This window comes from Streptococcus sp. HMSC071D03, assembly GCF_001812125.1.
Taxonomy (GTDB): domain Bacteria; phylum Bacillota; class Bacilli; order Lactobacillales; family Streptococcaceae; genus Streptococcus; species Streptococcus pseudopneumoniae_N.
In genome coordinates this window covers 14,207-30,463 of sequence record NZ_KV807784.1, presented here as the reverse complement: position 1 = coordinate 30,463, position 16,257 = coordinate 14,207, and the positions used below count along the sequence as shown (strand labels likewise).

Genomic DNA, 16,257 nt, shown 5'->3' with positions numbered 1-16,257 from the left:
TATTTTTATAGGTAGTAAAGCAAAATTATGTGGTAAACCACATAATTTTACAATGAAGACAAAGTCTTTTTAGAGCTTTCCTTAAATGATTTTAGTCAGTATCAACCTTTTAAAATCTGTGCCTAAACCTAATGATTCTATCACTTCTAGACTTAGGTTCAAATAAGAGGTAGGTGTTTTACTTTCGTAATTTCCGAACGCCTAAAACTTGTGAATTTCAGGCGTTTCTGATCATAGCGGAAAGACTGGTGTGACTTGCTATTCCCGTAAAAAGAGAGTTTCTCTTCTACACTCACGGATTTAATAGCAAATCTTGTTCTAAGAGTTAGTTTGAACTACTTGATTGTGTCAATTTACTGTTAACATGCTCTGCAACGTTTCGATCATGTTCTTCTCGTGTCGTTGCAAAGTAAACCTTGCCATCTTGTACGTTAGCTACAAAGTAGAGATTGTCACTCTTAGTTTGATTGATACTTGCTTCAATTGCATCCAGACTTGGACTGTCTACTGGACCAGGCATTAAGCCAAGGTTTGTATAAACATTATATGGTGAATTGATTGTTGTATCAATTGCTGCATCATCTGCCAAGCTAATATTTTGTCCTAGCTTACCTTCTGCATAGAGAATAGCAATATTACTCTGAAGTGGCATACCAAGGTTCAAACGATTATAGAAAACTCCAGCGATCAGTTTGCGATCGTCAGTTTTCAAACCTTCTTTTTCCACAAGTGATGCAATGGTGAGGAGTTCATTCACTGTCAAGTTCTTTTCTTTGATTGCAGAGTAATGTGCTGACAAGTTTTTGTCCATAGTTGCCACCATTTCATCAATTAAGCTTTCAATAGTTGTGCTTTCTTTGATAGCATAAGTTGCTGGGAAAAGATAACCTTCTAAACGGTAACGAACACCACTTTCTTTAGTTGGTAGACTTCCGAGAAGGGTTGGATACTTAGCAACTAATTGAGAGATGAAGGTTTCATCTTGAACTTTTGCCAAGAAGGCATCAGCAGTCAAAGGTTCTTTAAACTCTCCTTGAAGCTGACCAACTGTTTGTGCGATTTGATCAATGGTATAACCCTCAGGGATTGTAAGATTTGCAAGTGCAACCTCTTGAGGTTGAGGAGTTCCACCCTTTTGCAATTCTTTGATGATATCATCTGTACTCATGCTCTTCTGCAAATTATAGTAACCAGATTTCAAATCATTGTAGTTTTTATACTTAGCATAAAGGCTAAAGATAAAACCGTGTTTTACCAATTCAGATTTTTCTAAGATGTCACCAATTTGCTGAAGATTGGCCCCATCTGGAATCTGAACAGTGACATACTGTTTTGAATTAGCATCAACCGGTTGGAGTGCAGATTCGACATAACGGTAACCGAAGAATCCACCCGCACCTAGTAAAATCAATAAAACAAATACTGTTACGAAAAATCCTTTCAAGCGTGATTTTTTCTTTTTCTTGATTGGTTTCACTGATTCTTTACGACTTCTTCTAGGAAGTTCAGGTCTAGTTTCAACTGGAGCAACTGGTTCTTGACTTGGAGTTTCTTTTGCAAGAACTGTTGGTTTCGGTTGAGGTTTAATATTCTTTCGAGCAGGACTTGGTTTGGCCTGATTCGTACGATAAGAAACTGGAATCCTTGTCGAATTAGCATTGAACTCTTTCTCTTCTTGAACCGGCTGAGCAGGTACATGAGATTCAACTCGATCTACAGTAGGTACTACTGGTTCTGTGGCTACTGCGGATTCTGTAGGTGTAACTTCTGCTGGAACTACAGCTGGTTCTGCAGGTGTAATTTTTTCTGGAGCCACAGCTGGTTCTGCAGGTGTAACTTTTTCTGGAACTACAGCTGGTTCAACAGGTTCTTCTGATGATAAAGATGGACGTGGTGGAACTGTTGGAGCATTAGCAAATAGTTCATCCACTAGTGAAACTGAATCTTCCATCAAATCTTCTACAGACGGCTCTTTCACTAATTCATCTGTCTTTGAAAGATTACTGAAATCAGAGAAAAGCTCATCCTTACCACTCTCGGTAGCGTTAACCTCTTCTTCTCTTTTCAATCTTTCTAAGTCTCGTAAAATTTGTTCTTTAAAACTTAACTTTTCTTCTTCTCGAGAATTTTCGCTCAAAGGTATTACCTCCTTGTTGATAATCCATAATATTATATCTTAAAAACTAAAGAAAAGCAACCATAGATGCCTTTCTGATGCCTAATTCGTGTTTTCCCAGACCATGTCATACCATTCTTCACCAGCAAAAGTCGACTTGGATTTTCCTTCATTCACAAAACCTTGTTTCTCATAATAGCCAATGAGATAGTCATGGCAGGTCAGATTGATTCCCTCACGCTCATGCTCAAGAGCGATCTCTTTTAAGGCGGTCAATAATTTTCGTCCGACACCTAAAACTTGAGCTTTCTTAGCAATGGATAGACAAGTCACAGAGATATAGCCACCTTTTTGATGGCTATAATCTTTAATGTCTTCTGTAAAGGACTGGTCTTGTAAATAACGATGAGGGACTACTGGTCCTTCAATATAACCGAGTATCTCCCCCTCTTTTTCAGCCACTAGAAAGCTCGTTTTTATTTCCTTTAAATGTGCTTCAAAGACAGATCGAGGTATGGCTTCTTCAATTGAAAAGTTCTCTAGTTCAATTTCAAAGATGCGATCTAAATCTGTCAATCTCGCTGGTCTAATAATCATATTTCCTCCTGATAATAGGGATTCTGCCAATGCAGAAGAAAGGCAACTTCACTGCCCCTTTCTCCATCTACGATCCCCTGTTCTACAAATCCATTCATTTCAAAGTAGGCCAGCAACTCATCCTCACAAAGCAGATAAATACCTGGTCTATCTTGCTGACGGGTAACTTCCTTCAAAGCTGCTAGCAACAAAGTTCCAAAACCTTGCCCTTGGTAATCTGGATGAACAGCTAAATCTTCAAGGATGATTGAGTTCTCATTAATGAATTCCTCACCTCCAATATCAAGCATCCATTTTCTTAAAGAGGGAATAGGAAGTGGAGCTGCAGTAATATAAGCAATCCCTTGATCATCCAGGCTAGCTAAGAGAAACGTACCCGCATGGTTGCGGATACGTTCTTCTATTATTTCTCTATTCAATATTTCTAGGGAGTTTGAAATACTTTCTTGTATCAAGCAAATCTGATTTATATCTGATTGCTGAACTTCCCTTATTTTAATTGGAAATTCCATGTTCTTCCTTACTGAACATTGCTTGTCAAATTAGACAAGAGACGTTCGAATGAATATTCATACGTTTGGATGTCGCCAGCTCCCATGAAGACATAGACAGCATTGTCATGGTCTAGGAGTGGAGAAACATTTTCAACTGTGATTACTTGATTTTTCTTATTAATCTTACTTGCAAGATCTTCAACCTTGACATCACCATTGTCTACTTCGCGAGCTGAACCGTAGATTTGCGCTAGGTAAACGGCATCAGCCTGATTCAAGGCTTGAGCAAAGTCATCCAACAAGGCGATTGTACGAGTAAAAGTATGCGGTTGGAAGATAGCCACGATTTCCTTGCTTGGGTATTTTTGACGTGCAGCATCAAGAGTCGCTACGATTTCAGTTGGATGGTGAGCAAAATCATCGATGATAACAGTGTCATTGACAATCTTTTCTGTAAAGCGACGTTTCACTCCACCAAAAGTCTTCAAGTGTTCACGTACTAAATTCAAGTCAAAGCCAGCAGTATAAAGCAAACCAATCACTGCTGTGGCATTCATGATGTTGTGGCGACCGAAAGTTGGAATGTGGAATTGGCCCAACTCTTGACCACGGAAGTGAACGGTAAAGGTTGAACCTGTAGTAGAACGAAGTAAGTCGCTTGCTACAAAATCATTGTTGTCTGCTTCAAAACCGTAATAATAGATTGGGGCATTTGCTGTAATCTTACGCAACTCAGCATCTTCACCATAGACAAACAAACCTTTGGTAATTTGTTTGGCATAATCATTGAAGGCGTTGAAGACGTCCTCTAAGCTTGTGAAGTAGTCTGGGTGGTCAAAGTCAATGTTCGTAATAATAGAATATTCTGGGTGATATGGCATGAAATGGCGCTCATACTCGTCTGATTCAAAGACAAAATACTTGGCATTTTCAGATCCACGACCTGTACCATCTCCGATCAAGTAACTTGTATCAGTGATGTGTGACAAGACGTGAGAAAGCATCCCAGTTGTTGAAGTCTTACCGTGGGCTCCAGCAACTCCCATGCTGATAAAATCACGCATAAAGCTACCGAGAAACTCATGATAACGTTTATAGCTCAAGCCCTGTTGATCCGCATAGGCAATTTCCACGTTATTATCTGGACGGAAGGCATTCCCAGCGATAATATCCATATCCCCTTGCAAATTCTTTTCATCAAAAGGTAAGATTGTAATTCCTGCTTGCTCTAGTCCACGTTGGGTAAAGTAGTACTTCTCAACATCAGAACCTTGAACCTTGTGCCCCATTTGATGCAACATCAAAGCCAAGGCACTCATACCTGATCCTTTGATTCCGATAAAATGATAAGTTTTTGCCATTTTCTTCCCCTCTATTCACTCATTCTAGTCAAGTTGAGCTCTTGGGCTACTTGACGCTCTTGTTCTTTTTGTTTACTTTTTTTGTTATAAATTTGACTTTTCTTTAAAAAGTCATAGTTGTTTTTCTTAGGATGAGACTTTTCGCTATTTGGCAAAGGACTATCCACTTGAGAAACTGTTTCTGCCAAAATATAGTGAGATTGACCTAACTTCTGACTATATTTCGCAAATTCTCCTGGATTTTCTTTTTGAAAAGGTGCTGTCGGTTGATTTGCTGGACGCACCTGGCTTGTTTTCGTTTGACGTCTCGTATGGCTCACATCCTGAGTCAAATATCGAGCCGAACGCTTCTTTTTCAAATCCGCACGAGCTTCTTCACGCGCTAGTTCAGCATAGGATTTTTCTTTTTTCTCAATCGGTTTTACAAGAGGCTTGGCTTTCTCTTGCTTTTTTTCTTCAGTGATTGGAGACCATTCCAAGTAGTTTTTATCTTGATAATCACCTTTGATATTACTGATGAAATCAGACTCATCGTAGAGATTCATAACTGGCATTTCTGTCAACATGACTTCATCATCTGCCACTATTGGAAATCGTTTTTGTGTCATATTTATTTCCTTTCAATACTCCATTATAGCGTAATGTCTTGATTTTTCAAGTATAGGCTCATGAAATCCCTAAAATTTCTCGTATTTCAGCTAGACTCAGACTTCCTCGAGACTCTGTTCCATCCAAGATTTCAGAAACAAGATTTTTCTTTTTCTCTTGTAATTCTTGAATCTTTTCTTCAATTGTACCTCGAGTCACAAGGCGATAAACTTCAACAGCCTGCTCTTGCCCCATACGATGAGCTCGACCGATAGCCTGAGATTCAACTGCAGGATTCCACCATAAGTCTACTAGAATGACCGTATCCGCACCAGTGAGATTGAGTCCAACTCCACCAGCCTTTAGAGAAATCAAGAATACATCGCGCTCTCCTTGGTTAAAAGCCTTAGTCATTTCCTGACGTTCTTGAGAAGGAGTTGATCCCGTAATTTTAAAGGAAGTCAAGCCTAAGTCAGGTAGCTCTTGCTCAATCCGATCCAACATGCCTCTAAATTGTGAGAAGATAAGTACACGGTGTCCACCTTCAGCAATCTGAACCAGCAAATCTCGTAAACTATCCAGCTTCCCGCTCTCTCCTTGGTAGTCCTCCATAAAGAGCGCAGGTGTATCACAAATCTGACGCAAACGCATGAGACCAGTCAAAATTTCGACGCGATTTCGTTGAAATTCCCAATCGCTTACCTGTTCCAGACGCTCCTGCATCTGTTGCAGCTGAGCAAGATAGATAGCTTTTTGTTGATCCTCCAGTTCATTCTTATAGACGACTTCAATCAAGTCAGGCAACTCTGTCAAAACCTCTTCTTTCTTGCGTCTCATGACAAAGGGTTTGATAAATTGAGCCACTCTCTCAGTTGATAGTTTCATAAACTCCTTCTTAGCAGGTAAGAGGCCTGGTAAGACAATCTGAAAAATCGACCAGAGTTCTCCCAGATGGTTTTCAATCGGTGTTCCTGATAGTGCAAAGACAGATGGAACCACAAATCGTCGCAAACTTTGCGCAATCTTGGTCTGTGCATTTTTCATGACCTGAGCTTCGTCTAAAAAGAGAAAATCGAAAGATAAATCTCGATAAATTTCACTATCTTGACGGAAAGTGGCATAGCTTGTCACATAAATCTGATGATTTTCTGCCAAAATCGACTCTCGATGAGATTTCAAGCCATGCACCACTACAACATCCAAATCTGGAGCAAACTTTTGAAATTCATCGGCCCAGTTATAGATTAAGCCAGACGGAGCAAGGATTAAAACACTAGTATCCGCTTGAGCCTGACTGCTTAAAAAGGCAATGGTTTGCAAGGTCTTCCCAAGACCCATATCATCTGCTAAAATACCGCCAAAGCCATAATGATGGAGCATCTGCAACCACTGAATTCCCCTTTTCTGATAATCCCTTAGTTCTGCTTGAATATTCAGCTCTTTCATCGGAAAATCTTCTGGATGTGTCAAATCATGGGCCAAATGGCGAAATTCTTCAGTGAAAAAAATTTGATCCTGATCCTCAAATAGACGAGATAGGGTATAAGCTAGGGATTTACGAGCTCTAAAGGCTCCATCTTGTAGCTCCTCTATCCCTAACTCTTCTAAATCCTGACGGATACGTTTGGTCTGATCATCGAAATAGTAAACCTGATTTGAGGAACTGATATAATAATCCTGCTTCTCAACTAGCGCTTTCATCGCTCGATCGATTTCTTCTTGATCGATATCCCAAAAATCAAATTGAATTTCTAAAAGGCTCCCCTTGGAGGAGATATGTACTTGAGGCTTCTGAACCTGATAGAGTTCTTGCAAGCTCTCGGAAATCCTTAATTCTCCAAGTGCTTCAAAAGCTGGTAAAACTTCCTGAAAGAATGTATGGACTGCATCAGCTTTCAAACTTTGACGCCATGAACGAAAATCTGCTTCAAATCCAGCAGATAGGGCCAACTGAAAGATTTGCTTCTCCAGTTGAATATCACTAGCAAAAGGAAGACTTTCTAGTTCCTCACGATTCGTTACTAAGCAAGCTTCATATTGAAACTGCATATCCAAGCGAATAGAACCATCCTCTTCTCGTTCCATGTAGAAAGAAGGACGGAAAGACTGGATTCGAAGCCCATCAGGAGCCTCTACCTTTCCTACGTTTTTAAATTGGGACAAAGTCGAAGCTAGGAGATCTCGATCACTGGTATCAAATTGTAAAATCTTTCTACCACTTTTATCGACAGGTACTTTTTTTAATTTTTCTAAAAGGCTAGCTTGCTCTTTAGACAGAAGATAAAATGTACCTTTAGTAAATAGCACTTGTCCCTTATAAAATGAATTCATCCCTACCTGTTGAAATATTTCCATCTCATAATAGTTAGATTTTTCTTCAATTACAAAAGAAAACAAACCTGCTTGACCATCAAAATCTTGAAAGACAAGATGAGGATAGCTTGAAATTTGATGGTCAAATTGAAATTCATCTAAGTCCATCAGCAGACTGACACCCTGTTCAAAAAAGGATAGAGGAAAATAGAGGTGACGACCTTGATTCTGGAAAAAGAGGGCATTTTCAGACTCATCTTCTACAATTCCCTGAAGAAAATTTAAGACAAACTGGCTAGTCTCATCAAACTGACTAAGCTTCAAGGAGGCTTCATATAGCTTACCAATCATGTAAGGTTTACTATTTTCTAGAACCTTCAGGAAGAGAGGAATATCTCGGATTACATAAAACTTATGAGTCTGGATAAGACCAATCCTCAAAGTCCAAATAATACGATTGGTTCCAGCTTCAACTTGCCCCTGAGCGGCTAGCTGATAGATTTTAGGCGAGTTAGTAGCTTGTATGCTCTCTAGGAAACGTCCCCCAAAGGTCACTTGGGTTTCGACTTCCTCCTTCTTTTCCTGCCCATTTTCTAGTTTCTGTAAAAGTTCTTGACCCAAATGATCATTTTTCAGGTAATGTTCTAGCGCTGCCAAATGCACACAAAACCCTCTTTTTTGGAAAAAATCACAAGCACAAAAAACCAAATCATCATCCAGGCTATAGCGAATTTCTTCATCTGCTACACGCGCATAGAGACGATGGTCTTTCTCTTTGATAATTTCAATCTGACTAGTTTCGTAGAGTTGAGCTCCCTCCATTCGAAGCTTACCCGGAATCAATTTAGCCATATGTTCCCCTTTACTTTATCTCCTAATTATACCATATTTCTGCCTATGAAAATAGCCTTCTAGGGTACTTTTCCCCCAGAAGACTAGCTTCTTAAAGTTTAGCGAAAGTAATAATGATTCGTTGGCAAACTTCTTCCAAGACAGATGTCGGCATGGCTACATTTAAGCGAGCATGGAGACTTCCTTCCTCTCCGTAATCCAAACCAGGATTGAGGATAACCTTGGCTTCATTTCTTAAGAGGCTTTTTAATTCTTCATCGCTAATATCATAGGCTGAAAAATCAAGCCAAATGAGATAGGTCCCTTGAGGTTTCATGACCTTGATTTTAGTTTCTTTACCAAATACATCCACTACATAATTGATGTGTTTCTCAATCAGTTCTTTGAGTTCTGTCAACCAATCTTCACCATATCGATAGGCAGTTTCTGTTGCTAAATATCCCAAACCTGAGATTTCATGTTGATTATTAGCAAGCTGGCGCTTCTGGAAAGCAAGTCTCAACTTTGGATTCTCGATAATGGCGTAAGAATTCTTGGTCCCAGCAATATTGAAGGTCTTGGTCGCACTGCTTAAAATCAGTGAAAATTCTTTAAAATCTTCATTTACCGTATTGAATGACTGGTGTTTATTTCCAAACAAGGCTAAATCTTGGTGAATCTCATCAGATACTAGCAAAACTCCATGTTTTTGACACAGTTGTCCAATCTTTTCCAAGACTTCTTTCTCCCAAACCCGTCCACCAGGATTATGAGGATTGCAGAGAACGTAGAGTTTCACATCCTCTTCGACAAAGTCTTTTTCTAGTTGGACAAAGTCAATCTCAAAAAGTCCATCTTTTTCTACTAGAGAGTTGGTGATTAATCGACGATTGTTGAGCTTAATGCTCCGAGCAAAAGGAGGATAAACTGGTGTGTTAATCAGAACCGCTTCACCTTCTTTGGTATAGGCTTGTATAGCTATTGAAATAGCTGGTACTACTCCTTCGATAAAGACTAGGGCATTCTTATCAAAGCCATAACCATGATGTTTTTCTTCCCAGTCTTGAACTGCTTCAATCAAACCATCACTAGCATAGGTATAGCCATAGACTAATTGCTCTGCATAATCATGGACTGTCTGACGGATCTCAGGTAAGACTTCAAAGTCCATATCAGCAATCCAGGCCGGCAATACTTGACGGTCAGTCTCTGCTTCTTTCCATTTGTAGGTATGATGTCCAAAACGATTGGGTAAAGTCGTAAAATCATATTTTCCCATAGTATTATCCTTCCAAAGCTTGGCGCAAATCTTCAATCAAGTCCCTTACATCCTCAATACCAATAGACAAGCGTAAAAGGTCATCTGTTAATCCATAAGAATGACGAACCTCTGCAGGAATGTCTGCATGGGTTTGAGTAGTTGGATAGGTAATCAGACTTTCAACACCACCCAGGCTTTCAGCAAAAGAGAATACTTTCAAAGTGTTTAAGATATGAGGGATACGTTTTTCATCCGCCACTTTAAAGGAAATCATTCCACCACGCCCTGTATACAAGACTTCTTTGACAGCAGGTGATTGTTCCAAAAAGGCTACGATTTCTTGAGCATTCGCTGTTGAGCGCTCCATACGAAGTGACAATGTTTTAAGACCACGAATCAATTGATAACTATCAAATGGTGACAAAACAGCCCCTGTCGTGTTGAGATTGTAAAAGAGTTTTTCGTACAAATCAGCATTATCTGTCACAACTACACCAGCTAGAACATCATTATGGCCTGCAAGGTATTTAGTTGCTGAATGAAGGACTATATCTGCTCCATCTTCAATTGGACGTTGATAGATTGGACTGTAGAAGGTATTGTCCACAACAACTTTAGCACCTTTTGCATGAGCTAATGTTGACAATTTTTCAATATCAAATTCCAACATCAAAGGGTTGGTTGGTGTTTCGATATAAAGTACATCCACATCTCTTTCTAGCTCAGCAATCAACTCTTCTTCTGTGTTGGCATAGGTAAAGTGAAAACGTCCTTCTTGCTCCACTTGATTGAACCAACGGAAAGAACCACCGTAAAGATCACGGACAGCCAAAACCTTGCTTCCTACTGGGAAGACACTAAAGGCCAACACAATCGCAGACATACCTGAACTAGTTGCTAGAGCATAGTGGGCTGATTCAATTGCTGCCAAAACTTCCTCTGCCTTGCTACGAGTTGGGTTTTTGGTGCGGGTATAGTCAAATCCAGTTGATTGACCAAATTCTGGGTGCTGATAAGTCGTTGAAAAGTGAATTGGTGTAACCAAAGCACCTGTTGCTTCATCAGATTTGATCCCTGCTTGTGCTAAAATTGTGTTGATGTGAAATGATTTACTCATACAATACCTCCAAATCTATAGTAACTATTGTACCACTTATTTTGTATCCTTCGTTTTCTTGTTTTCAAGAGCTAGTTATAGTTTCAAACTATACAAAAACGATAGCTTCCTGAGAAACTATCGTTTTTCCTGTTGCACTGACTGATTATTTAACGTGTTTAGCTAATTCTTCTTGGGCTTTTTTGTTAGATTCTTCTTTTTCTTTTAGCCATTTTTCTTTAGCTTTTTCATACTCATCAGCCGTTACAGTCTTATCTTGCAACTTGAGATACTTGTATGATTCGACACCCTTATTTCCTGCTTGTGAGAATGGCGATGAGAATGGAACTGTCTTTCTCAAGGTCGGTGTTCCACCAAGAGAAACATTTGGAATTGCAAGGGCGCTATCAACGAGCCAAGCTTGAACTTCAGCATATTTTTCATAACGTTTTGCTGGTTCTTGCTCCTTGTTCGCTTCTTCTAGCATTTGAGTGTAAATATCGAGTCCAACTGCCTTAGCCTTGTCATTTACCTCACCTGGTTCTAGACCAATGTTTTGCAACATACCCCCATTATTAACATTTAGGATATCAAGATAACTTGATGGATCCAAGTAGTCAGCACTCCAACCACCATTATAAATATCAAAATCCTTTTGAGCTGCGGTTTGAGCTAGGTAGCTAGAATTATCGTAGTCATCTGTTGATAGCTGTTGGATATCGATAACCACATTCTCAGCTCCTAGAACAGATTCGATGGATTGTTTCAAAGAACTTGCTTCAAGTACACCTTTTTTAGCTGATTGGTCAACTGATACATCCAAGTGGATTGGGAACTGCACACCCTTAGCTTCCAATTCTTTCTTAGCTTCTGCAAACTTAGCCTTAGCCTTGTCAGGATTGTAGTATGGGTCTTGCGCATCTGCAAAGTTGATTCCTTGCCATTCTTGGCCATAGTTGACCATCTTTTCTGAAACAACATCTCCAAAGTCTTTCCCGTTGATACTTACAAATGTAGGAGGTACAACCAGGTTACGAATAATCTTCGTTGCTCCGTCTTCCCCTTGAGATTGAGCTCCATATGCTGTACGGTTATAAGCATAGTTGAAGGCTTGACGGAAGTTTTTATTCAGAACTGCTTCTTGAGTTGATTTCTTTTCGATATCTGAGGATTTAGACGTGAAGTTATAAGATTTTCTGTCCAAGTTGAAGTTCAAGTAATAAGAAGTTGCGGTTTGCATACTATAAATGATGTTATCTTTGTTCTTCTCTTTAATTCCTTCAAAGCTTGAGCTATTTGGATAGAGACGTGCGTAGCTGTAGACTCCTTCTACAAAGTTACGAGCTAGTGCATCTTGGTCACTACCATCATAATAGGCCAATTTCACATCATCTACAAAGACATTTTTTTCATCCCAGTAGTTGGGATTTTTCTTGAATTCGATAACAGATTTTGAAACAAAGGATTTCATCAAAAAAGGTCCATTGTACAAAATACTAGAAGGATCCACCTTACCAAAATCATCCCCTTTTGATTTCAGGAAATCTGCATTGACAGGGAAGAGAATGGTTGATGTTGTTTTAGAATTCCAATAAGATTCTGGTCGTGTCAAAGTGTACTGAACTGTTTGGTCGTCAATCGCCTTAACACCGACAGTTGAAAAGTCAGTTGTTTTCCCGTTGATATAGTCATCCAAACCTGCTACAGAATCTTGAACCAGGTACAAAGCTTCGGATTTTTTATCAGCAGCATATTTCAAACCAGTTACAAAATCTTGGGCAGTTACTGGAGCATATTCTTCACCTTCAGAGGTATACCACTTAGCATCTTTACGAAGTTTATAAGTGTATGTCAAACCGTCCTGAGAAACACTCCAGTCCTCTGCTAAGGATGGAACGTAGTTACCGTATTGGTCATTTTCCATCAACCCATCTACCAAATTGGTAACGATGTCATTGGTTGTTGCACGGTTTTCTGCAAGATAGTTTAAACTAGATGGATCGCTAGAATAGACATAGTTGTATGTTTTAGTTGAACTAGCTGAGTTGCTACAAGCCGCCAATAGTAGACCGGCACTTAGGGCAAGGCCTGCCAGCGTCAGATATTTTGCCTTAGACTTTTTCATTTCCAGAACCTCCAAATTTAAATATTTGTATCATTATACAGCTATTGTTTTTTTTAGTCAAGCGATAATTCTCTAAAAATTTATTTTTTTATACAATTTTTATTTTTTTCTCTCTTTTTTTAATAAAAAATGAACAATTTAAACTTTTTTCCCTTAAAAGTTCAAACTGTTCATTTTATTTATAAATCATTATGATAATTTTAATCGTGCTCGTAGCCGGTCAGCTTTTGCCTGTCCAATAACCTTATCTAAGAGACGAGTATAGAGACTCATGAATCCGTAGAGCCCACCACCGATTGTTCCGATTAGGGCGACATAGATGAAGCTCCAAAAACGTCCAGTTGGTTGGAAGACAAATCCTATCATCCATTGTAAGAAGCCTACCAAGATAAACATGACAAGAGTTAAAATGATCACTAGGATTGTTCGTTTTAGGATGATCTTTCGATGAACCCCTGTAATCTGACAGATCTCGCGGTACATTAAAACAATTGGAATGATAAGACCGATGGTCGTTGAAATGAGAGGACCATAACTATGAAAAAGCGCTATTGATGGTATTTGTAAGACGAGCTTGGCAATGGAACCATAGAAAAAGTAAAGGATTGCCTTGCGATTACGGAACATAGCCTGAAGCATTGGTGACAAGACCATGTACAATCCAAGAATGGTTGACTGCAAAACTGCAAAGACAAACAAGCCCATCGCCAAGCTATCTGGTTTACCGTAAAAGACTGTATAGAGTGGTTCTCCTACCATGACCACTCCAACCGTTGCAGGTAAGAGGAATAGAAAAAGCATGGTAATACTATCTTGCACTAAACGAGAAGCTGCTGGCAAATCCCCTTTGACATAGTTCTCAGTTAAAAGTGGTAATCCTACACTACCAATCGAAACTCCAACAGAAATGAGAATCATGGTGATTTTATTAGGATTGGCAGAGAAATAAGAAAACATGACAACTAAATCTTCATTATTGTAGTTGGTAAACCACTTCATGCTATTGATAAAGGTCATTTGGTCCAAAATTTGGAAAAGCTGAATAGCTGAACCTGTTATGATAAAAGGAATAGCTTCCTTAATCGTATCCATTAACAGGTGTTTGCTATCAATCTTATCTCGTGTTTCAAAGACTTTTTGAAGCATTCCTTCTTTATAGAGGAAATAAAGCAAGACAGCAAAGCTAGCTACCATTCCCACAAAGGCCGCAAAGGTAGACTGGGTGACTGCTGCTAGATAGTCTCCCGAACCAAGCTTCATGATGATAAAGGTTGCTAAGAGCATCCAAATAACTCGGATAACTTGCTCAGCGATTTGACTCATGGCATAAGGCTTGAGATTATTCATCCCTTGGAAAAATCCACGGATAACACTCATAGACGGGAAAATCAAGACAGCCCAAGCTAGACTCTGCATAATGGGAATCAAGTCCTTACCGACACCAGAAAGATCTGCCAACCAAGGCGCAAAGAGATATAAGACCAAAGCAAAGACAAGACCTAGTCCAGTCATAAAGCCCAGGAAACTCCGAATCAGAGCAAAACTATGCTCTTCTTCTTTCATGGTGTTATACTTGGCAACCTGCTTTGCGACTGCAACAGGGATACCTGCTGTCGAAATCAACAAGAACCAAGCATAGATATTGTAACCCATAGTAAAGAGACCATTAGCCTTAGCAGCATAAGTCCCCATCCAGATATACCAAGGGATGATGTAAATGGCCCCGAGCAGGCGACTGATAAAGTTACTAGCCGTAAGCCAAGCAGTCCCTCGTAACATCTGGGCCTGCTGATGATTATTTTCGTTAGACATAACTTCCTCATTCAATTTTAATAACGGAAATGTTCCTTATCTTCCATTATAAACTTTTCCTTGTTACTTGTAAAATTCAGACTTTCGGTTTACAATAGAAAGTATGATAAAGATTGAAACTATATTAGACATTTTAAAAAAGGATGGTCTCTTCCGTGAGATTATCGACCAAGGACATTACCACTACAATTACAACGATGTTATTTTTGACAGCATCAGTTACGATAGCCGAACAACCAAAGAAAATACTCTATTTTTTGCAAAAGGAGCTGCCTTTAAAAAAGAATATCTATTTTCAGCTATCGCACAAGGGCTTGGTTGGTATGTAGCGGAACAGGATTATGAAGTTGGAATTCCTGTTATTGTTGTTAACAATATCAAGAAGGCCATGAGTTTGATTGCCATGGAATTTTATGGCAACCCTCAGAAGAAACTGAAAATCCTTGCTTTCACTGGTACTAAAGGAAAAACAACAGCAGCTTACTTCGCCTACAATATCTTAAATCAGCAACATCGTCCAGCTATGTTATCAACCATGAACACTACCTTGGACGGTAAAACTTTCTTCAAGTCTGCTCTGACAACTCCTGAAAGCATCGACCTCTTTGATATGATGGCGCAGGCAGTTGATAATGGTAGAACCCACCTCATCATGGAAGTATCCAGTCAAGCCTACTTGGTCAAGCGAGTCTATGGTCTAACCTTCGATGTAGGTGTGTTCCTCAACATCAGCCCTGACCATATTGGTCCAATTGAGCATCCTAACTTTGAAGATTACTTCTATCACAAGCGTCTCTTGATGAAAAATAGCCGAGCAGTTGTCATTAATAGCGATATGGACCACTTCTCTGTTCTAAAAGAACAAGTTGAGAACCAAGAGCATGACTTCTACGGTAGCCAGTCAAGTAACCAGATCGAAAACTCCAAAGCCTTTAGCTTCTCAGCTACTGGTAAATTAGCTGGCGATTATGATATCCAGTTGATTGGACACTTTAACCAAGAAAATGCAGTCGCTGCTGGACTTGCCTGTCTTCGTTTAGGTGCTAGTCTTGAAGATATCAAAAAAGGGATTGCTACTACTCGTGTTCCAGGACGTATGGAAGTCCTCACTCAGAAAAATGGCGCAAAAGTTTTCATTGACTACGCCCACAATGGTGACAGTCTTAAAAAACTAATCTCAGTTGTTGAAACACACCAGACTGGAAAGATTGCTCTAGTACTTGGCTCAACTGGAAACAAGGGAGAAAGCCGTCGTAAGGACTTTGGACTTCTTCTCGATCAACATCCTGAAATTCAAGTCTTTCTAACAGCTGATGATCCAAACCACGAAGATCCAATGGCCATTGCAGATGAAATCAGTAGCTACATCAGCCATCCTGTTGAAAAGATTGCCGACCGTGAGCAAGCCATCAAGACTGCGATGTCTGTTACAAGTCAAGAACTGGATGCTGTGATAATCGCTGGTAAAGGAGCTGACTGCTACCAAATCATCCAAGGTAAAAAAGAAGACTATCCAGGTGATGCAGCCATCGCTGAACGTTATCTATAGTAAATTTAAAGAAGGCTAGACAAAAACTCAATTTCATCAAAAAAAGAAGAAATTAAAACGCATAGTATCAAGTTTTTTCGGCTCTTTTCTACCATTTGTCAAGTATATCAAGGG

Annotated in this window: 11 protein-coding genes; 1 reads left to right on the top strand and 10 read right to left on the bottom strand. The window is 39.5% G+C overall.

Features of this window, described 5'->3' with window-relative positions; translation table 11 throughout:
- Positions 1-325: 325 nt before the first annotated feature.
- The 10 genes from mltG to HMPREF2837_RS07885 form a co-directional block, all read right to left on the bottom strand.
- Positions 326-2,137: an endolytic transglycosylase MltG gene (gene mltG / locus HMPREF2837_RS07930; RefSeq protein ID WP_075230820.1), complete on the bottom strand. Its 1,812-nt coding sequence runs from the start codon at positions 2,135-2,137 to the stop codon at positions 326-328.
- 81 nt (positions 2,138-2,218) lie between these two features.
- A complete protein-coding gene (locus tag HMPREF2837_RS07925; RefSeq protein ID WP_049548433.1) occupies positions 2,219-2,713 on the bottom strand; it encodes a GNAT family N-acetyltransferase in 495 nt (164 codons plus the stop codon).
- Complete coding sequence (locus HMPREF2837_RS07920; protein ID WP_049548434.1) at positions 2,710-3,225, bottom strand: GNAT family N-acetyltransferase; 516 nt, start codon at positions 3,223-3,225, stop codon at positions 2,710-2,712. Before HMPREF2837_RS07920 ends, HMPREF2837_RS07925 begins: the two co-directional genes overlap by 4 nt.
- Positions 3,226-3,233: 8 nt before the next feature.
- Positions 3,234-4,568: a UDP-N-acetylmuramate--L-alanine ligase gene (gene murC, locus HMPREF2837_RS07915; RefSeq protein ID WP_049548435.1), complete on the bottom strand. Its 1,335-nt coding sequence runs from the start codon at positions 4,566-4,568 to the stop codon at positions 3,234-3,236.
- Positions 4,569-4,579: 11 nt separating this feature from the next.
- Entirely contained in the window at positions 4,580-5,176 is a 597-nt protein-coding gene (locus tag HMPREF2837_RS07910) for a divisome accessory protein ZapJ (protein ID WP_049548436.1), read from the bottom strand.
- Between the two features lie 58 nt (positions 5,177-5,234).
- Positions 5,235-8,321: a pilus expression-regulating Snf2 family helicase gene (locus tag HMPREF2837_RS07905; RefSeq protein ID WP_049548437.1), complete on the bottom strand. Its 3,087-nt coding sequence runs from the start codon at positions 8,319-8,321 to the stop codon at positions 5,235-5,237.
- Between the two features lie 91 nt (positions 8,322-8,412).
- Positions 8,413-9,579: a MalY/PatB family protein gene (locus HMPREF2837_RS07900; RefSeq protein ID WP_049548438.1), complete on the bottom strand. Its 1,167-nt coding sequence runs from the start codon at positions 9,577-9,579 to the stop codon at positions 8,413-8,415.
- 4 nt (positions 9,580-9,583) lie between these two features.
- Complete coding sequence (locus tag HMPREF2837_RS07895; protein WP_075230819.1) at positions 9,584-10,678, bottom strand: cystathionine gamma-synthase; 1,095 nt, start codon at positions 10,676-10,678, stop codon at positions 9,584-9,586.
- A 145-nt stretch (positions 10,679-10,823) separates the two neighbouring features.
- Positions 10,824-12,782, bottom strand: coding sequence for a peptide ABC transporter substrate-binding protein (locus tag HMPREF2837_RS07890; protein ID WP_075230818.1), 1,959 nt, complete (start codon positions 12,780-12,782; stop codon positions 10,824-10,826).
- 189 nt (positions 12,783-12,971) lie between these two features.
- The gene (locus HMPREF2837_RS07885; protein WP_049548441.1) at positions 12,972-14,594 is read right to left on the bottom strand and encodes a putative polysaccharide biosynthesis protein; all 1,623 of its coding nucleotides are present in this window, start codon (positions 14,592-14,594) and stop codon (positions 12,972-12,974) included.
- Between the two features lie 103 nt (positions 14,595-14,697).
- Between HMPREF2837_RS07885 and HMPREF2837_RS07880 the strand changes: the two genes are divergently transcribed.
- Positions 14,698-16,143, top strand: a complete 1,446-nt coding sequence (locus HMPREF2837_RS07880) for a UDP-N-acetylmuramoyl-L-alanyl-D-glutamate--L-lysine ligase (RefSeq protein WP_049548442.1) — start codon at positions 14,698-14,700, stop codon at positions 16,141-16,143.
- The last annotated feature ends 114 nt before the right edge of the window (positions 16,144-16,257 follow it).